Raw genomic sequence first — 17784 nt, 5'->3', positions numbered from 1 at the left:
AAATTAATATTGTTCCGCTAAAGACCGAACTTCTTCCAAGGAATAAGCGTCCGGCTTTTTTAAGATCTGGACTAAGGCTTTGAATTCGCTTGGAAGCAGATTCTTAGGATGTTTTTGAAAATAATATCTGGAAGAACGAAAGATTCCGTTGAGTCCTCTTCCCCAATAAACCAGATTCAGGTAATATTCCAAGACGCCCTTTTTTCCCAGCTCTTCATCCAAACATTGGGCGATCCGGATTTCCCTCAATTTTCGAGTCAGCGTTTTATCCCTAGATAAAAAAAGAGTTCTAGCCAGTTGCTGATCGATGGTACTCGCCCCTCTAAGTCTTCTGAAGAATAGAACCGCTTGCACGATCGAAGATTGGATATCTGCCAAAGAATATCCCCTATGCCGATAAAAACGATAGTCTTCCACTTCTACCAAATATTCCAAACTACCTTCCGGAAGTTCGTCCAAGCGAACCCAGTCCGGTCCCAGCGGAACTGATTCCAAATTTTCCGGTAGATAAACGAGTTTATCCTCTTGGAAAAGAAGTTTCTTCTCCGGGAAAGTCTGGTAATAGATCAAGAGGCAAAAACAAAACAAGAGGAAACCGCGTATCGCAGTTGCAATCCATTTATGAAGAAAATGTTCCGAACTACTCATACTCTATCGGATTACTTTTTATCATAGATCAAAAAGACTTCTTCCTCGTGTTTTTCACAAGAAGTCAACTTCCAGACATCCTTGTCGAAGTCCAGGTAGGCGGAGTCCCCTCCGGTGATCGACGGAAGTCCTTTTTGTCCCACTAAGAAAGGCACGATCGTAACATAGAGCCGATTCACCAATCCTTTTCGAAAAAAGGAATCGTTGAGCCTAGGTCCGCCTTCAAGAAGTATTTTGGAATATCCTCGTTTTCCCAATTCTAAAAGCACAAAATCGGAATCCATATCCTGAGAATCCAATACTACGATCTCCGCGAGATCCTCCAAATTGGAGCGCACTTCTTTCTCGTTATTCGAAGTGCAGAATAGTAAGGGTCTTTGCTTGGAAAATTGAAATACTTTGCGATCCTCGGGCAGGGTTCCGTTACGAACTAGAAGAATAGGCCTAGGTTCCCGGTCGGATTCCACATAACGTAGATGAGTGACCGGATCGTCGTTTAAAAGGCTGTTTTTTCCCAGGATCAAAGCATCCGATTCGGAGCGGATTTGGTCCATTCTTCTCTTATCGTTTCGGGAAGAAAGACCGTACCATTTTCCGTCGGGACGAGAAACTTTTCCGTCCAAGGTCATGGCCATATTTACGGAGAGAAAAGGAAGATTCATTTAGACTGGGCTGCGAGAGTTTCGGAAAGTAGTTTGGTCACTCTCCCTCTGCAAGTGCCGCAGCCTGTGCAGCAATTGGTATCTCTCATTAATTTTCCTAATGTATCGTTTCCCCTACGGATAGAATCCAACAGATCTTGCTCGGATACTTGGTTGCACACGCAAACCTTTCTAGGTCGCATTAAGGCGTTCAAATCGATTTGGCTGAAGTCCGGCGAATTCATGTACTCGTATATCTATTGGACGTCGAAAGGGGAAGCTTCCAAGTAATCTAGTATCCGTAAGCGGGGGATCAAGGGATTTTTTTCCTAATTTTATAAAGGTAGCATATACCCTGGGAAGCCGATATTTCTCGTTGACAATAGGACTTTCGAGCCCATCCTCATTCGGAAATTCCATAGAGGAAACTTTTTTACAATGCAAGTAACCAAACGCGCTCCCTTACGGGAAATCTTCGGATGGTGCATGTTCGATTTCGCCAATTCGAGCTATACTACGGTTATTATAACAGTCATCTATTGCAGAGTTTTCGCGGAAGTTCTGGTTCCGCAGTCTTCCAATCCCGGCAATCCGTATGAGGATGGAAATTTCTTCTTCGGTTTAGCATTGTGCATTTCCTACCTATTGGTAGTGATCACCGGGCCTTTATTCGGCGCCATCTCCGATTATTCCGCGAGAAAAAAAGCCTTTTTATTTTGGAGCTATATAGGTTGCATTATCACCACTTCCGCCCTTTGGCTTGCTTCTAGCCCGGGAGTCTGGGGTGTAGCGTTTGTATTGCTGATCTTTTCGAACTTCTTTTTTGCATCGGGAGAAAACTTCGCCTCCTCTTTCCTCCCACATTTGGGCCCCAAAGAACAACTAGGTAAAATTTCAGGATATGCCTGGGGAGTCGGTTATATCGGCGGATTGCTTTCCGTTTTTCTGGTAAGCCAATGGGTAGGAGACGCAATCACGAGTGAAAATTACGGCTCCTTAAGACAGGTAGGACCTTTGACCGCCCTGTTCTTTTTTCTCGCAGGAATTCCTACATTCATCTTGTTGAAAGAATACCAGGCCCTTACCGCAAAACCGGACGGAAGAAGTTATTTAAGAATCGGCTTTCATCAAGTATTCAAAACGATCCGATCCGTGGGATATTTCAAGGATTTGGTTATCTATCTGGTTTCGCTCTTCTTCTCTATGGCCGCGATCTCCATCGTTATCTCCTTCGCATTTCTTTACGGAAACCAGGAAATCAAGATCACCGCTGAGCAAACGAAGACTCTTTTTATTCTTCTGCAAATCTTCGCTATGATAGGAGCGATCGTCTTTGGAACGGTCCAAGACAAATTCGGCGCCAAGAGAACCTTTAATATTACCTTAGTTTTCTGGATCCTATGTCTTCTAGGTATCTACTTCGTGAAAGATATCACCGCGATTTTGAACGGCTTAGGATTCGATTTCTCCGTGCAATGGGTTTTCGTATTCTTCGGGACCTTAGCAGGTTCGGGTGTAGGATCCACCCAGTCCGCAAGTCGGGGACTAGTGGCCATCTTCTCCCCGGAAACAAAGTCAGGAGAATTTTTCGGACTCTGGGGACTGTCCGGAAAACTGGCGGGAGCAATAGGAGTATTCGCCATCGGAATGCTTCAGAAAATCTTCGATCTACGTAACGCCTTTTTGGTGGTAGCGATCTTCTTCTTTATCTCTCTCGTAATCAACGCGTTCGTAAACGAAAAACGAGGCATCGAAAAAGCGAAGGAATGGGAGAAGCAAAACGGAAATTCTCCGACATAATATTAAGTAACATTAAAACGAATCCCTTCTTCCTGTGCAAAGGGAGAAGGGATTTTCTCTCCGATCCGTCCGCTTTTGCTTGCAGAAATCCGAATTCCTGATTACATTTAGATCGTGGCAAGCCTGGAATTCCAAACCGAGGACGAATTCGAGTCCCACCAGAGCCAAAGAAAGCTCGCTCTGGCGACCATGGACGAATTGACTCAGACCAAATTGGATCTTTTGGATGCGGGCAAAGAAGTTCCTAAATTTCTGAACTATGCCATCTCCTACCTGAATCGCAAATATCTAACGGAAGAAAAAGTGATCAGCGACCTGATCGTTAAGAGGGATGCCGGAGGTTATTAATTCAATCGTCGTCGGAGGCTTTTTCCGCTTCCAACCGAATCTCCGAAATAACCGCCTGGGCCTCGTCAAAGATAGGGGTTAAAGAGGACACATCCTTATCGATCGCTTGGACGCTATCCTCCACATAATAGGTTCCTTGCGTAGTAAGAAAGAAGAATCGAACCTTATCCAAATCCGGACTAGGAATTCCCTCCACCTTCTTCCCTTGTTTCCACAAATAGGCGTATTTTTGAATAAATCGAACGGTGCTTTTTTGGATTCTTTCTTTTCCTCCGCCTCCGATAAAGGAAGCTCCCGAAGTAAGAAAGATACTAGCATCTCCGGATAAAAAGGTGGTCAACGTGGCCAGTTCCCTTTGAGCGGGCAAGTCCAGGATAATCCCGTAAACCAGCGTTTTACCGAGAGGATCCTTGATTCCGATATCGTCATATTCCGTTTGGAAAGCAAGCTGGCGCAATTCTTTATAAGGTGTTTTGTCCGTAGAAGGGCCGCAAAAAATCGAAACGAAGGAAAGAAGAATTATGATTCCGAATCCGCTCGCACCAAGCTTATATGAGAACTTAGGATACATACGATTTTCAAACCCTTAAACGGAACGGACGGAACCGTTCAAGATAAGTATCCATTCTGCAAAAAAAGAAAGACCTCATATTTTAATAAGAGGCGATTTTTCTCTAAAAAACGGTAAGAGGAAAACCTCTATTTCTTTTTAACCTTTTTCTTGGGGGGAGTTTTCTTCTTAGGAGCGGATTTCTTCTTGGGCGGGGTCTTTTTTTTCGCGGCCTTTTTCTTGGCCGTAGCGCGTTTTTTACCCTCTTCGCTCAAAGTCAGGCTCGGGTCCCTTTCCAGATTCTTAATCAGGGAAGTATGCCTGAATCTCAATGCAGACCAGTCGTCGTCGATCGAGATTAAACGGACCCCTTCGAAATTGATTTTACCTAGAGGGTCCCATCCGGCGTCTCTATGGATGGAGACATTATACTTTCGAGAATCCTTTTTGGGATATGCTAACCATAATAACCCGTCTTCAATCAAAGAAGTAGGAACCATAGAAGCGATATTCCTGATTTCCACTTCCGTTTGGACGAAAGCCAGAATCAGGCGATAACGCTTTCCGGAACGTAGGGCCCGATCCACCGGCCCTCCTAGAGTGGAAAGGGCAGGTTCGAATTCGTAAGGCGAGGATAAGACACAAACGTCCCCCTCCCCCGGTTTGAACTGGAGTTTACCGAAAACGGAATGGATAGCCATGTGTAAAGAGAATCCTTTTTGCAGTGAAATGGCAAGCCGGAAACCGGAACGTTTTATTGCGATTGGATATCCGGCCCGCTTCTCTCACTTGATCTATGAACTGGAAGTTTAACATTTATTTCCTACTACGGACGAGTCCCAAAGAGGCCCGGAACAAAACCAACCATTCATGAAGGTTCTGTTTATTATCCGTCCATTCGAATTCAGAATAATGATAATATTTTCCTTCTTCGGCGGATAAGGTGAGTGGGATCACCTGTTCTGGGGACTTACGAATCAGGGAAGCGATCTCGGGAGACAGGGTAGTTGTCTGTCCGCTCGGGATATGTCTGTAAGTCGTATAGGCTTCCGTCCCCATTATCAACTTGGACGCTTGGGCTAGAGGTAGCTCCTTGGCTCCCTTTGCAATCAGATAGGTTCGGAGAGCTTGGGCTTTGGCATCCTTTTTACCGGATAATAATCTCAGAAAAATATTCGATCCATCCGAATCCGAATACTGGTTCACTCTCGCTCCTTTCTCCACAAGCAAACGGGCGATCTCATAGCGGTCCGCAAGAATCGCCACATACAAAGGAGTCCAATTGGCTACGCTATTTCCCCTCTCTTCGAAGCCACCCCAACGAGGGTCTGCTCCCGCATCTAGCAGGATCCTGGCAACCTCTAAGGATTTAACGGAATCCAATGGGCTTCTGTTTCCTGCCTTATAACGACCGAACATATCCCTATAGGCGCATTCTTTGGATCTGAGTTTCGGGTCGGCTCCCTTCTTCAACAATGCTTGGATTACGATTTGATCGTTTTTCTTTGCAGCGGTGTAAAGAGGGGTATCACAGGCAGCGAGTCCGTTCGGATCCTCCCCTTCATCCAAGAGAGCTAAGGCCTTATCGGACGCTCCTTCTTCGATGATATCCACAAGAAGAGTGGAACATCCGTAAACCAAAGGAAGCGATAGGCAAAGGAATAAGGTGGCACATCTTCTGCCCGTTCGATAATTCATATTCTATTAATATTAGGAAATCGAGAATCCGAGACAGGAAAAACCTAAAAAAGATTCGGGAAGAATGCCGACCTTATCCGGGATCGGAACACGGTCGACGATAGATAAGCGACTTATTGGAATTCCAACATCTTCGAGATCAGTCTTTTCTGGTTCAATTCCAGATCCCGAAGCTTATGTCTAACGTTCTTATCCACTCTCCGCAGATATTTCTTATAGGTAACGATGATTTGCTTCTGCTTATTATAAGGTAGAGGATTAGTTTCTTCGTGCAACTTGGATTCCACGCTCGGGGGAATGGACTGAACCGGAGTATCGGGCCAAATCTGATCGGTATCGTAACTGGAGTAATATTCCAGTTTGATTTCCTTATTATTATTCGGCGTTCTCTTTCCTTCGGATCCGATCTGAGGTCCCTTTGGGTCCACATTGATCACTCTTCTCATTTCCCGTATGAAAATCTCGCCGTTGGAATTCGTACGTTTGAATTGCATAATGATCTTTTCGAGTTTGTCCGGATTCTGCCCCGGATAGATGAAAATGCGGGCGTTGTACAGATAAGTTTTAGGAAAGTCCCAGAAGGATTCTCCCGATCCCATATCCAACTCCAGATACGGCTTATTCTCCCGATCCGTTTTCAGGAATTGGGGAAGCTCTTGCGGTTCGTCTCCGATATATCTCAGAGCCTTTTTAGTCGTATCCATTTGTAGGATCTTATTGATCTTATGAATGTTTTCCGATATCGAAGCGTGAAGATTATCTATCTCTATATCGGAGAACCCCGCCTTACGAATCGCTTCGATCTGACGTTCCACTTCCCTCTCTTCCATAGTGAGAATTTTAGGAGCCGCTTGGACTTGGACTAAAGCCAGCGAAAGGGAAAAGAGGACAAAGATAAGGGTTTTCATAAGACTGCCTTCTTTCTAAATATCGAAAAGACTATACCCCATTCTTGATCCGAGAAACGATTTTTTCCCGACCCAGAACCCGATTATGCCTCGAATCTTCCGCCCGAACGCCTATTTTGAAGAAGAGATCCTAGAAGAAAGGCTTTCTCCACGAAAACTTCACTCCCGAAATTCCATCATAGAATCCGCAATGCTTGTACTTGCCGGCTTACAAGAAGAAGCGGATACGATACTCGTCCATAATCTTCCAGATCCGGAATGGACTCGGTACCTGGAAGAGAAAGGTTTCCGCATCGGCGCTTACTTAAAATGGAACCAAACCCACGGGCTCGCGCAAGGCTTTCAGGAAAATCCAAGGTTCGGAGAATGGGGAAACGTCTCCCGATGGGTGAACGGAAAAGGTCCCATTTTGAATCCCAACGCTCTCGCTCTCTCTAAGCGTTTATCTTCCAAGATTAGGCAAAGCGAATGGAAACAGACTTCGGGCTTCTGCGAATTCGAATCATTTCCTATCCGGGAAATTTCCGAATGGATTGCATGTAGAGGCGCTTTGGATCCCCGGGACCGATTCGTTCTCAAACCCGAATTCGGTTTTGCAGGCGCTTCCCTTCTGGGAACTCCGGAGGAATTGGAAGAAACCGTCCGGGAATTCTTTCTGGAAAGAAATGAAAATCTAGTCTTGGAGCCCTGGAAGAATAGAACCTCCGATTTTAGTCTACTATTTCGTTCTGAAAACGGAAAATCGGAAACGGAGGGAGGTACCATTCTTCTTTCTGATCCGGAGGGAAGGTATTCAGGCACCTGGATAGGAGAATCGGAGGAAATCGATTATTATCTTTCCTTGATGCAAGGAGTGAGCGAAAAAATCTCCTCGTTTTGCGAGGACTATTCCGGATTCGGTTCCATAGACTCCTTTTTCTTCCGATCGGGAGAGTCCCTTCTCTTGAGAAAGATCTCCGAAATCAATTTCAGATGGACCATGGGACGAATCCTTTGGGAATTGAGAAAGCATTCTCCCCAGGAAGAATATTCCGACTTACTCCTCTTTCTTCCGCAGATATCCGTGTCCGACGCTTATCTACGTATTCCGGAATGGGAGAAGACTTGCGATTCCAAGATCCTTCCCTTGTCTCCCTTCTATACGAAAAACGGAAAACCCAGGCCTAAAAATCTGGTTTGGATTCGAATTCCTAAGCCGATCGACCAGGATCCTTGGAAAGTTTCGAAATCGGTCTGGGAGGAAGGAATCCGGCTTCTACGTGGCTGAAATGTACTTGTGATTCTTTACCTTTTCTCGAGACTGGTTCCAACCCCTCGGGTACAACGCTTTGGACCATAAAAGGTCGGGCTCCAGGAAAAGAGATGGAACTGTTTCTTAACTACGCGCTATATATTATTGTCAGTATCGGATTTTTGATTCCTTTCACGGGATTCGTAATCGGAGCGGGAGCGATCGTAAACGCAACCGTCGCGGGATTTGCGGTTAACTTTTTGGCCCAAATCTTGGAAGAGGACAAACTCAAGTCCTTCTTGGAAAAGAATAAGTCCACTCGCTTGGGCCAAGCTCTCCAAAAAGCTGTGGATGCTGGAAAGACCAAATTACAACCTTCCACGGCTACGGCTCATACCGAAGATCACGGACACGGAGAACACCATCTTATCTCCGTTAAAACCTACTCTTTCGTTTTCGGAGCTCTGATCGTCGGAACCATCGTTACGGTTTTAGTCGCTCAAGTGGACTTCGGCGCCATGAACACCGTAATCGCGATGCTCGTCGCCACCATCAAGGCCTCTTTGGTTCTCGCTTATTTCATGCACTTGAAATACGATAACGTTATGAACCGTGCGATTTTCGGATCCGGGTTTTTATTCCTTCTTCTACTCTTCGGATTCTCCGTTGCGGACATCTTTACCCGCGCGAAAATCCTGGTAGGATTCCCTTACTAATACCGATCTTAAATTCTAAGAAATTGCAAGAACCGGCTTACGAGCCGGTTTTTTTGTAGCCTTTCCCCGTCTCAGTCTTCTCCTTTAACTTTTTTCCAGATTCCAATCTTCGGGAAACCCCACATGGCAGGATATTCAGGCACACCCTTGGTTAAAAAATTAGGTTTCAAAGAAGGACAAACGGCCATTCTACTAAAAGAACCCAAAGGTTTTAGGGATCTTTTAGAGGGTCTTCCTTCCGAAATCCGATTCAAAAAGAAGTTGGACGGAGATTTCGACTATATTCATTTTTTCTGTAAGACCGAGGAGGATTTGAAAGAATTCTTTCCGCAATTTCCGAAACATCTCGCGGATAAAGGAATGGTCTGGATCTCCTGGCCCAAATCCGCTTCGGGAGTAAAAACCGATCTAAAAGAGGACAAAATCCGAGAAATCGGATTGAAGACGGGGCTGGTCGACGTTAAAGTTTGCGCAATCGATTCGGTTTGGTCCGGCCTTCTCTTTCGTAGGAGAAAGGCTTAAACCCGAATGGGCGGAGAGCGAGCGGTAGGGACTTATGAACGGCAGGCTAAACGAATCGTCTTATTCTCTATTATCCCTCTTTTGTCTTTCCTTACTCTCAGTATCCTGCTTGGAAAAAGTTCCGGAAGTAAGTAAGACTCTGGAAATTCCCGAACTAGGAATCGTTCTGAATTACGAAGGCTGGACCTATGAGGAACAGGACCCGAGCTTGGATCCGGTCGAATCTTCTAAATCCAAGACTCGAAAACCGGAAACCCAAAAGAACGCGAATGTTCTATTTTATCTTTTCGAAAACGAACCTACGGAACACCCGGAGATCCGAACCGTAATCCACTTCGTTTCCGAACCGATTCCCAACCGAAACGCTAAGGTCGCACTGGAAGACTACGTCGCTTCGATCGGGGCCATATACTCCAATTTGTATAAAGGATACGAAGTGCTCTCCGTTCCTCAAAGACGGGATTTAGGAAACAATAAGGCCATGTTCGTAGAATCCAAATTTCAACTTCCCAAATCCGGAAAAGATAGGGAAGTAAGGATGTTTCAATGGATCGTGTTAAAGGATCAGACGGCTTATATATTCACCGCAACGACTCCGGAATCGGAACAATCGAAGAAGTCCAAGAAAATCCTAAACACCATGTCTTCGATTACCGAAAGCAAACCGGACCCGAAAAAATAAGTCCTATCGCACTCCGGTTCCGTGAGAGTGGGAATGAGGGTGCGGGTGTTGATTCATACTGATATCCTCATAATCTACGAGTAATTTATAGATGGTTACCGCATCCTTCCAGATATGGATTTTTCCTTCCTGGTTCATCTGGCGTACGAAATCGTTTACGTCGCCAAGCCTCGATCGGAAAAAGTAGAATAGCTTCTTATCTTCGATCGCGATATGGGAAATCAACCACTCCTTCAGATCTTGGAGGAGCAGTGAAATCGCTTCCATCTCTTCCTTTTCGCTCCTTTCCGCCAGGTCGTTGATCAGCATATTAAAGCTTTCATGCTGCTTGATATGATTCTTCTCACCTATGAAATGAAAATGGTGCATGATCGCTTCTTCCGTATTGAAGTGCTCACGGATATATTCGATCGTTTCGGTAATCGCGTTCTTCAGCTGTCTACTCAGGGAATTATTATTAATCTCTTGCCTCAGCTTCTGTTTGTACAGTTTGTCGGTTTTAACTAGCAGCTGTAATAACCAGAGATGTTGCATATCCACAATTGCGATTCCGGTTCTTAATCTATATCTGTACCATAATTCGGAAATCGCCTTAAGATTATCCTCTCCGACGTTCTTAAACTCGGCCGAGATTTCCTGCTCTTCGGAATGCACGACCAAAGAATATAGAACTTCTATCTCGTCCCGATAAGGAGAATGTTCCAATCGATTCTGCATCCATTCCTGGGTTTCGAGGCTCATCATATCCTTTGCCGCTTCTGCATAGGCCTTATCCTCTCCTAGAATGTGACGGAAAAGCCATTTCTTCAGATTCTTGAGGAGATCCAATCCTGCCTGGCGAAAATCTTCCGTTACGTTTTCTCTCGCCCTTCTACGTAATGCCATAATGAAACGGCTATGCTGAAGTCTATGTTGCCCGAGCTTATCGAAATTGATACTTTCCAATAGTTTCTCTTCCAAGGCGAAATGCTCGAGAGTATAATCCAGGGTTTTGGTCAGAGCAGAAGAAAAACTCTCTTGTAATTTGGCTCCGTTGCCACCCTCGAGTTTTTCTTCCAGGTTCACAAGAATCGCAATCAACCACAAATGCTGTTTATCTATCTCCGGTATTCCCAGAGCCAGGTCGAAAGTCTTCCAAATGCCTCGAATTTTCTGAATGGATTGATTGTTTAGCACCAAAATCTTTTCCTCCAGTCTGCTTCCAGATTCAGAGTAGAAAGAGGGTCCGGTACGGATAGTGAAAGCTGAATGAAGGCGCCGAACAAGCACTTGATTTATATCAAGCGTCATACGCCATTTAAATCATAATTGCATAATATGCGATAATGCGAAAGTATTAGTCGGTTCGCCTTACGAACGGATATACGATCAGATTCCGAAGTTTTGAACGATCATTTTGGCTTCTTTGAGGAATTGTTCCTCTTCTTCTTTCGTAAAGGGCCCGAATCGATTCTCTTGGAAACGTTTAGACAGTTGGATATACTCCAAACATCCTGCCACGCTCATCTCCGGCTTGGCTTTTCTTTCGTATATGACTATGTCGCCGTTTTTGGGAAGGACCATGGCTCGAGGAGGGATCTTCTTTCCGCCGCGAATCATACATCCGGCGAGAATCATGGCTCCGTCTCCGATTTCAGCCTCGTCCAAAACAACAGCACCGATTCCGATCAAACATGCCCTGCCTATTCTGCATCCGTGAAGCATCGCATTATGGCCGACTAAAGTATAATCTCCTATATCGATGCTCCCGGTCGAATCCGTATGCAGAGTGGTATTGTCCTGGATATTCACGCCCTCGCCGAGCCGGATCACGTTCATATCCGCTCTAGCGACCGCACCTGGCCAAAGAGAAGAATACGGGCCCATTTCTAAAAGACCCATAGCAGTCGCCGCCGGATGAATGAAGGCAGTTTCGTGAATCTTCATATTCTATCTAAGAGGGTAACCTGAGGAATTTGCGATCTGAATCAAACGATCCGTGATCTCCTTGATTCTATCCTGGGTTAAATTCTTATCCTTACCGAGCAGACGGAACCGATAAGATACTGATTTTTTATTTTCCGGGAGATTTCCACCGGTAAAGACTACGGTCACTCGAATGTCTTCCAATTCCGGGAATTTTTCCTTTTCAGCTAATTCCGCAAATACGGAAGAAGATTCGGTATGATCCATAACGATGGATAAATCGATTTCAGTCTGAGGGAAATGAGAAGGGGCCTTGAAATAGTTCCGGTTTCTTTCCTCCGACCAAACTTCCAATAGAGCGGAAAATTCAAATTTTCCTAATATAGTTCTCTTTTTGACGTCGTAGGAATCCAGGACAGCGGGATGAGCGTATCCCAGTTCCCCGATTTTTTTACCGTCTACGATAAGGGAAAGGGAAGCCTTAGGATGGAAATACGGAACCTCAGAGATCTTCCATTCGAATTCTCTAAGATTCCAATGACGAAGAACCTGCTCTATTCCGCCACGAACCTCGAGAAAATCGGATTCCAAGAGTCCGATATCCTTTTCTCCAGCCTTACGACCTGTGGAAACCGCCCAAGCGAACCATTTCGCTTCGTTATCGGGTTCTGCCGCCTTCTTATACGTTCTTCCGAACTCGAAAATACGAAACTTTTCGAATCGATCGGAATTCAATCTTACATTCTTCAGTAGGGACGGATAAAGCGAAGTCCTAAGATAGGCCTGCTCGTCGGGCATCGTGTTTAGAATCTTGACCGCTTCTTTGGAATCGGACTGAAAGGAAACATCCTGGAAAGAAGCGTAAGAATAATTGAATACCTCATTATAACCCAGAATCGCGGAAAAGGATCTCTTCAGAAGACGTTCCAGTTCCCGTGAGAAATTTCGTGCAGGAGGTCTGACATCCGAGGTAAGAGGTCGAACCGGAATGGAAGCGTATCCGATCGTTCTTCCTATTTCCTCGACTATATCTTCCGGAATGGTGATATCGTAGTTATGTCTGTATTTAGGTACAGTTACCGAAACCGTATCCCCTTTCCATTCGGTCGTAAAAGAGAGTTGTTTCAGGATTTTTTCGGATAAGGCCTTATCGATTTCGGTTCCGAGTTTCTTGTTCAAGAAATCCAAGCTGACTTCGATCGAGACCTTTTTGTCAGCAGTATGGATGTATCCCGCGGGAAGACTGGCGGATACGTTCGGACAACCGTTCTCTTTCAGAAGTTGTAAGGCCCTTTTGATTACAGGAATCGTAGTCGTAGCCTCCAAACCCTTTTCGTACCGAACGGAAGACTCGGAGCGGATTCCTGTTTTACGGATGGATTTTCGGACGGATTCTCTAGCAAAAACTGCGGACTCCAAAATCACGGATTTTGTCTTGTCGCCGACTGCTGTCTCGGATCCGCCCATGACTCCTGCAATGGCTACCCCAATTCCTGAATTACGAATTACTAATATTTCGGGACCTAGTTCCGGTTTGGTCTCGTCCAAAAGCGGAAAAGATTCTCCCTTCTTAGCGTAATCCACTTCCAAATCTACCCCGCCTTGGGATTTCAACAGGTCCGCGTCGAAAAAGTGAGTCGGTTGTCCCGCTTCCAAAAGAAGGTAATTGGAAACGTCCACGATATTATTGATGACTCGGACCCCGCATTTTTTCAAACGAGAGCTTATAAGAATGTTGGAAGGAAGAGCAGAAATGCCTTCGATGGAAACGGAATAATAAGAATGCGCGTACTCGGTTTCTTTTACCTTAGGAGAAGGTAGATTCTTATCGAATTGCCAATCCTGCTCTAACGGATGGAATTTGATCGGTAATTCCAACTGCGCGGCAAGTTCTCGTGCAAAACCGAAATGGCTCCAAAGGTCCGGTCTATGAGTGATGGATTTATTATCAATATCGAATATTCTATCCCGGAAACCTAAAAAGTCCCGAAGGATCAAACCGGGTTCCGCATTCGTGAGAACCATCACTCCCGCGTCTTCTTCCGAGAGACCCAATTCTTTTTCGGAACATAACATTCCGGAGCTTTTTACTCCTCGCAGTTCGGACTCTAGAATTTTCTTGCCTCCCAGTTCCGCTCCGGGAAGAGCCAACGGAACCAGATCTCCCGCTTTCAAATTCGGCGCTCCGGAAACGATCTGAATCTTATTTTTACCGTCGGTCACCTGAGCAACCTGAAGCTTATCCGCCTGAGGGTGCTTTTCCAAGGATTCGATACGAACGATGACCACATGATCCAGATGGGAAAAATAATCCTCCACCCCGTCTACTTCGCATATCGAAGCGGCGATTTTTTGCAAGATGGTCTCTAACGGCAGATCTTTTAGAGGAACGAAATCGTTCATCCAATCCAAGGATAATTTCACGAGAACTTCTCCCAACGCCGAAGGTTTCGGCGGAAGTAGTTTAACAAAAGCTTGGAAAGGGGGAGGGTGTCCAGCAGGAAACGGACTGGGATCTCAAGCGGTTCCGGGAAAATAGGCCTGGAACAACTCGAAGCGATGGTGGATCTCTTTTCCGAGTTTCACCTTTCTCAACTCCACCTCGAAGTCTTCTTTGACTTTCTGGATTTCGTTTCTGGTTCTATTCATGGCGGATTTTTTCTCAGGCTTGCCTTCCCATTTATAGGCCGCCTCTTGTCGCATCAGTTTCTCCTCCAATTGGCGAAGAGTATTCTGATTGCTGTTTCGAATCTTGTATTCTTCCTTCTGAAAAAGATCCTTGGTCTGTTCGTAAAGTTCCTTTTTACGACCCTCTACCACGGACTCTAAAGCTTCGCAGGCGAGCACGAAAAATTTCTCGGTATTGTCTGGCATCTGTTCCTCGGAAGAATAGGATAGATTTTCCCTGACTCCTTCCGGAATCATATCCAGGACTTTTGCGTTACCGCTTCTACGATTCACTTCCACTACGAAGATTTCCTTTCGATCCAAGGAGAATTTGAACTCCACCAAGAATACGAAATAAATAGAATGGCCCGAGGATTCATAGAAGCCCATCCTCCATCCGGAACGATCCTTTAAAAAAGAATGCACTGCTTCTTCGATCAGGGGATGTCCGAACGCCAGAAATTCCATGCTATCGTCGGCCAATGCCCTCTCCGAGTCGAAGGTGGCTTTCCTACCCTTGTATCTGCCTCCGTCCAATTCGTAGACCTGGGGTTTTAAGGATTTGATTCGGAAATCCAATCTGTCCCTACATTTTCGAGTGTAGCGTACGAAGAATTCTTCCAAATGCAGATTGGTATACGATCTCTCTTGCAGAGTGGTTTTATAATAATCTTCTAAATTAAAATCCAATAACTTAGGGGTGACCAAAGAACCCAGTTTCTCAAATCCTTTTTTGGCGATCTTTATCCTCTGATCGATCTCCTCCTCCACTTCCTTGAGTTTCTTGTTCCCAGTAACGAAACGCATGAAGCTGGAATGGAAATCCAGTTCGTCCTCGATGGCTCCCAGTAATTCGTCCGAATTTCCTATTGATTCTTCGAAGAGTCGGATCTTGTTCGTCAATACTTCCAAGATTCTCTCCGCGACCGTCTCCTTGGACGCGAAATTGAAAATGAATACGTTGTCCTTCTGACCGAAACGATGGATCCTTCCGATTCTTTGCTCTATTTTCAAAGGGCTCCAAGGAAGATCGTAATTGAAAAGAACGTTTGCGAATTGAAGGTTTCTTCCTTCTCCCCCCGCTTCCGTGCAAATAAGAATCTCGGAAGAATTTCGGAATTCTGCGATCGCATCCTCTTTAGCGTCCGCACTTAAGGAGCCGTGGAACAGAGTGACTTTATAATCCTTTAGAGTGGATGCCAGAAAATCCTGAGTACTCCTGAATTGGGTGAAGATAATGAATTTAGGATGTCCTTCCTTCTTGAGCTTGGCAATCGTGTCCTTAAGTTTTTGGCTCTTTCTATCTTCCTTGATTTTCTTTCCGAGAAGAATAAGCCGATTCAAGGAAAGTAGTTCCCTTCGCAGGTTGGCCAAGTCGGAGGGAGCGGATTCGTCCAGATCGGATAGAAAGTCCTCCACTCCTTCCGTTTCATCCAGATCCCATTCGTCCAGCTTGCCCACAACGGACTGTAGACGGTGCAACCTATTCTCCAACATGAACTTGCGTTTGGAAAGAGCGGAGAGTAACGCAAACACGGAAGAATCCAAAAGCTTCTGGAATACGATCATCACGAAACCGATGGCACGGTTTTGGGTCCGCATCGCAAGATTGTATTCTCTCCGAACATACTCCGTGGTTTCGTCGTAAAATTGCCTCTCTACGGGAGACAATTCTATCTTAACGGTTTTTGCGAATCTCTTTGTAAATCCTCCGACCTCGACCTTCCTTCTACGAAGGAGCACCTTCGAGATCTTCTCCTTTAAATCGCTTTTATTGGCAAGAACGTAATCGTTTACGAAAGTATGATACGGTCCGAGAAGATTTGGGTCGACTAAATGCACCAGATAATAGAGCTCTTCCAATTTTCCGCGAAACGGAGTCGCGGTAAGCAAAAGAAGACATTCGCACTTCTTCGCGATTTTTTCCGCGAAAAGATAGGCGCGGGTCACCTTATGATAATCCCTACGCAATCTATGCGCCTCGTCAAATACTACGATATCCCATTTCGTCTTGAGAATTTCCTCCGCATATTTCGGATTCTTGATAAAATCCACGGAGGTGATGACGTGTTTATAATTCTTCCAGTTCTTTTCTCCGGAAGCGATGAAGTTTCTTCTCTTTACGATTTCGAAGTCTTCGTTGAACTTATTCTTCAATTCCTGCTGCCATTGGACAAGCAAGGGAGAAGGCGCGACTACCAACACCTTCTTGTATCCTCTTCTGAAAATCAGCTCCTTCATAACGAGTGCGGCTTCGATGGTCTTTCCGAGTCCCACCTCGTCGGCCAGGATGAATCTAGGTCGCAGGGAATTGACTACCACAAAGGTAGACTCGATCTGGTGAGGCAGAAGCCTCGTTCTAGAATTGGATAAGGCAGAAAGTTTGTCGTAAGCGTGGGTCAACTTCAGCTCGAAAGCCTGGAGACTTAGATCCAAGAGTTCCGGATCTCCCGAAGGGTGGGAGAATGCGGTAGGATAAGGCCCTATGACTTTGAGCTGATTGGAATTTTCGGAGACGGTACGTTTGGTTCCGGATTTGGGAAATAATACGGTAAGTTTCTCGCCTTCGGAACTTTCTATTCTTCCGATTCCTAATTCGGGTTCGTTGCGAAGATAGCAGGAATCTCCCCGATATCCGGAGGATCGATTCGAATCGAAATCTAGACTAAGCTGTAGCGTTGATTCCAAACTCAAACTCCGCGTTTTTCTCCCCACACATATTTGTGGGTCTGAAGAGAGAGACGAAGGTCCATTCTGGAAGATTCCTTCATCCAATCCACAAGGGTTTCCGGAGAAAGCTCGCCGAATACGGGAGACACTAGAAGATTCGCGCCGCTCAAAGAGAATGCATCCACTACTTCCAAGGTACGATCGAAATCATTTTTGTCCCGAATCACGAACTTTACCTCGTCCAAATCATCGCCCTTCTCTCGTAGATCGTTCAAATTTTCCGAAATCATTTTGGATTCCATACCGGAACCGGGAAGCTTATAATCCAAAGTAAAAATCATATGCTCCAAACCTCGGATGGGTTCGGCTCCGTTCGTCTCCACTCTCACTCTAGTAAATTTCCCGATTTTCTTTCTTCTTTCGAATAGTTCGGTAGCCAAGGCTTGAGAAAAATCTCTATTAGATTTTTCCAAAGGCTCTCCACCGGTAAGCAATACCTGAGTAGGAGCTAAGGAGAGCCTTTCTACCTGGGCCAAAACCTCTTCCAAACTCATTTCCGTTCCCGCCTTATGGGATAAGGCATAGGGGGTATCGCACCAAAGCTTTCGAGTTCCATCCATTCCGCATCTTAAGGAACATCCCGCGAACCGAACAAAAACCGTGGGAAGCCCGGTGGAAATCCCTTCCCCTGAAACGGAAAGATAAATCTCGTGAACTACGGTTTTCATAATAGGAAGAAGGTCTCCTTGGTACAAGATTTTTACCGAAAGGTCGTGGAAGATTCCAGAAAAAACGAAT

18 protein-coding genes are annotated in these 17784 nt (G+C 45.4%); 6 read left to right on the top strand and 12 right to left on the bottom strand.

The genetic code is table 11. The annotated features are described in order from the left end of the window. Positions 1-3: 3 nt before the first annotated feature. Genes LEP1GSC061_RS16570 through LEP1GSC061_RS16560 form a run of 3 tightly spaced genes read right to left on the bottom strand, consistent with a single transcriptional unit; the run spans position 4 to position 1534 of the window. Positions 4-648, bottom strand: a complete 645-nt coding sequence (locus tag LEP1GSC061_RS16570) for a biosynthetic peptidoglycan transglycosylase (protein WP_016546030.1) — start codon at positions 646-648, stop codon at positions 4-6. 11 nt (positions 649-659) lie between these two features. Next, positions 660-1310: a RibD family protein gene (locus LEP1GSC061_RS16565; protein ID WP_016546144.1), complete on the bottom strand. Its 651-nt coding sequence runs from the start codon at positions 1308-1310 to the stop codon at positions 660-662. Further along, complete coding sequence (locus LEP1GSC061_RS16560) at positions 1307-1534, bottom strand: (2Fe-2S)-binding protein (RefSeq protein WP_016546684.1); 228 nt, start codon at positions 1532-1534, stop codon at positions 1307-1309. The genes LEP1GSC061_RS16565 and LEP1GSC061_RS16560 overlap by 4 nt, the downstream gene beginning before the upstream one ends. A 193-nt stretch (positions 1535-1727) precedes the next feature. Between LEP1GSC061_RS16560 and LEP1GSC061_RS16555 the strand changes: the two genes are divergently transcribed. Then, positions 1728-3089, top strand: coding sequence for an MFS transporter (locus tag LEP1GSC061_RS16555; RefSeq protein WP_016546786.1), 1362 nt, complete (start codon positions 1728-1730; stop codon positions 3087-3089). Positions 3090-3212: 123 nt separating this feature from the next. Beyond that, positions 3213-3437 carry a hypothetical protein gene (locus LEP1GSC061_RS16550; RefSeq protein WP_040509329.1) on the top strand — a complete coding sequence of 75 codons (225 nt, stop codon included), beginning with the start codon at positions 3213-3215 and terminating at the stop codon, positions 3435-3437. Position 3438: 1 nt separating this feature from the next. Here the strand turns inward: LEP1GSC061_RS16550 and LEP1GSC061_RS16545 are convergent, their stop codons facing one another. From LEP1GSC061_RS16545 to LEP1GSC061_RS16530, 4 genes are all read right to left on the bottom strand, one after another. Further along, positions 3439-4008: a hypothetical protein gene (locus LEP1GSC061_RS16545; RefSeq protein WP_016546052.1), complete on the bottom strand. Its 570-nt coding sequence runs from the start codon at positions 4006-4008 to the stop codon at positions 3439-3441. A gap of 128 nt (positions 4009-4136) precedes the next feature. Next, complete coding sequence (locus LEP1GSC061_RS16540) at positions 4137-4688, bottom strand: hypothetical protein (RefSeq protein WP_016546014.1); 552 nt, start codon at positions 4686-4688, stop codon at positions 4137-4139. 115 nt (positions 4689-4803) lie between these two features. Beyond that, the gene (locus LEP1GSC061_RS16535; protein ID WP_016546831.1) at positions 4804-5685 is read right to left on the bottom strand and encodes an ankyrin repeat domain-containing protein; all 882 of its coding nucleotides are present in this window, start codon (positions 5683-5685) and stop codon (positions 4804-4806) included. Positions 5686-5798: 113 nt separating this feature from the next. Continuing rightward, complete coding sequence (locus LEP1GSC061_RS16530; RefSeq protein WP_016546758.1) at positions 5799-6593, bottom strand: LIC13212 family protein; 795 nt, start codon at positions 6591-6593, stop codon at positions 5799-5801. Positions 6594-6678: 85 nt separating this feature from the next. Here LEP1GSC061_RS16530 and LEP1GSC061_RS16525 point away from each other — a divergent pair, with 85 nt between their 5' ends. The 4 genes from LEP1GSC061_RS16525 (at position 6679) to LEP1GSC061_RS16510 (ending at position 9744) form a co-directional block, all read left to right on the top strand. Beyond that, positions 6679-7860, top strand: a complete 1182-nt coding sequence (locus LEP1GSC061_RS16525) for a hypothetical protein (protein ID WP_016546549.1) — start codon at positions 6679-6681, stop codon at positions 7858-7860. A 95-nt stretch (positions 7861-7955) separates the two neighbouring features. After that, positions 7956-8540: a cytochrome C oxidase subunit IV family protein gene (locus LEP1GSC061_RS16520; RefSeq protein WP_016546470.1), complete on the top strand. Its 585-nt coding sequence runs from the start codon at positions 7956-7958 to the stop codon at positions 8538-8540. A 123-nt stretch (positions 8541-8663) separates the two neighbouring features. Further along, the gene (locus LEP1GSC061_RS16515) at positions 8664-9062 is read left to right on the top strand and encodes a DUF3052 family protein (protein ID WP_016546029.1); all 399 of its coding nucleotides are present in this window, start codon (positions 8664-8666) and stop codon (positions 9060-9062) included. Between the two features lie 34 nt (positions 9063-9096). Beyond that, entirely contained in the window at positions 9097-9744 is a 648-nt protein-coding gene (locus tag LEP1GSC061_RS16510; RefSeq protein WP_016546126.1) for an LIC_13215 family putative lipoprotein, read from the top strand. Between the two features lie 3 nt (positions 9745-9747). Here the strand turns inward: LEP1GSC061_RS16510 and LEP1GSC061_RS16505 are convergent, their stop codons facing one another. From LEP1GSC061_RS16505 to LEP1GSC061_RS16485, 5 genes are all read right to left on the bottom strand, one after another. Further along, the gene (locus LEP1GSC061_RS16505; RefSeq protein ID WP_016546802.1) at positions 9748-10920 is read right to left on the bottom strand and encodes a bacteriohemerythrin; all 1173 of its coding nucleotides are present in this window, start codon (positions 10918-10920) and stop codon (positions 9748-9750) included. A gap of 192 nt (positions 10921-11112) precedes the next feature. Continuing rightward, positions 11113-11670, bottom strand: coding sequence for a gamma carbonic anhydrase family protein (locus LEP1GSC061_RS16500; protein ID WP_040509035.1), 558 nt, complete (start codon positions 11668-11670; stop codon positions 11113-11115). A 3-nt stretch (positions 11671-11673) separates the two neighbouring features. Beyond that, positions 11674-14073: a phenylalanine--tRNA ligase subunit beta gene (gene pheT / locus LEP1GSC061_RS16495; protein ID WP_040509328.1), complete on the bottom strand. Its 2400-nt coding sequence runs from the start codon at positions 14071-14073 to the stop codon at positions 11674-11676. 93 nt (positions 14074-14166) lie between these two features. Next, positions 14167-17004, bottom strand: coding sequence for an SNF2-related protein (locus tag LEP1GSC061_RS16490; RefSeq protein ID WP_016546396.1), 2838 nt, complete (start codon positions 17002-17004; stop codon positions 14167-14169). A gap of 2 nt (positions 17005-17006) precedes the next feature. Continuing rightward, positions 17007-17714, bottom strand: coding sequence for a 7-carboxy-7-deazaguanine synthase QueE (locus tag LEP1GSC061_RS16485; RefSeq protein WP_040509032.1), 708 nt, complete (start codon positions 17712-17714; stop codon positions 17007-17009). Between the last annotated feature and the right edge of the window lie 70 nt (positions 17715-17784).

Origin of the sequence: Leptospira wolffii serovar Khorat str. Khorat-H2 (assembly GCF_000306115.2) — a bacterium.
GTDB classification, from domain to species: domain Bacteria; phylum Spirochaetota; class Leptospiria; order Leptospirales; family Leptospiraceae; genus Leptospira_B; species Leptospira_B wolffii.
The sequence above is the reverse complement of the archived record's forward strand: the minus strand, read 5'-3'. Positions and strand labels throughout refer to the sequence as shown.

What these genes read in the sequence shown, in the direction of transcription:
- LEP1GSC061_RS16520 (WP_016546470.1), top strand. Translation starts at nt 7,956, where the DNA reads ATGGAACTGTTTCTTAACTACGCGCTATATATTATTGTCAGTATCGGA.
- LEP1GSC061_RS16485 (WP_040509032.1), bottom strand. Translation starts at nt 17,714, where the DNA reads ATGAAAACCGTAGTTCACGAGATTTATCTTTCCGTTTCAGGGGAAGGG.
- LEP1GSC061_RS16530 (WP_016546758.1), bottom strand. Translation starts at nt 6,593, where the DNA reads ATGAAAACCCTTATCTTTGTCCTCTTTTCCCTTTCGCTGGCTTTAGTC.
- LEP1GSC061_RS16510 (WP_016546126.1), top strand. Translation starts at nt 9,097, where the DNA reads ATGAACGGCAGGCTAAACGAATCGTCTTATTCTCTATTATCCCTCTTT.
- LEP1GSC061_RS16555 (WP_016546786.1), top strand. Translation starts at nt 1,728, where the DNA reads ATGCAAGTAACCAAACGCGCTCCCTTACGGGAAATCTTCGGATGGTGC.
- LEP1GSC061_RS16570 (WP_016546030.1), bottom strand. Translation starts at nt 648, where the DNA reads ATGAGTAGTTCGGAACATTTTCTTCATAAATGGATTGCAACTGCGATA.
- LEP1GSC061_RS16545 (WP_016546052.1), bottom strand. Translation starts at nt 4,008, where the DNA reads ATGTATCCTAAGTTCTCATATAAGCTTGGTGCGAGCGGATTCGGAATC.
- LEP1GSC061_RS16560 (WP_016546684.1), bottom strand. Translation starts at nt 1,534, where the DNA reads ATGAATTCGCCGGACTTCAGCCAAATCGATTTGAACGCCTTAATGCGA.
- LEP1GSC061_RS16500 (WP_040509035.1), bottom strand. Translation starts at nt 11,670, where the DNA reads ATGAAGATTCACGAAACTGCCTTCATTCATCCGGCGGCGACTGCTATG.
- LEP1GSC061_RS16540 (WP_016546014.1), bottom strand. Translation starts at nt 4,688, where the DNA reads ATGGCTATCCATTCCGTTTTCGGTAAACTCCAGTTCAAACCGGGGGAG.
- LEP1GSC061_RS16535 (WP_016546831.1), bottom strand. Translation starts at nt 5,685, where the DNA reads ATGAATTATCGAACGGGCAGAAGATGTGCCACCTTATTCCTTTGCCTA.
- LEP1GSC061_RS16565 (WP_016546144.1), bottom strand. Translation starts at nt 1,310, where the DNA reads ATGAATCTTCCTTTTCTCTCCGTAAATATGGCCATGACCTTGGACGGA.
- LEP1GSC061_RS16515 (WP_016546029.1), top strand. Translation starts at nt 8,664, where the DNA reads ATGGCAGGATATTCAGGCACACCCTTGGTTAAAAAATTAGGTTTCAAA.
- LEP1GSC061_RS16525 (WP_016546549.1), top strand. Translation starts at nt 6,679, where the DNA reads ATGCCTCGAATCTTCCGCCCGAACGCCTATTTTGAAGAAGAGATCCTA.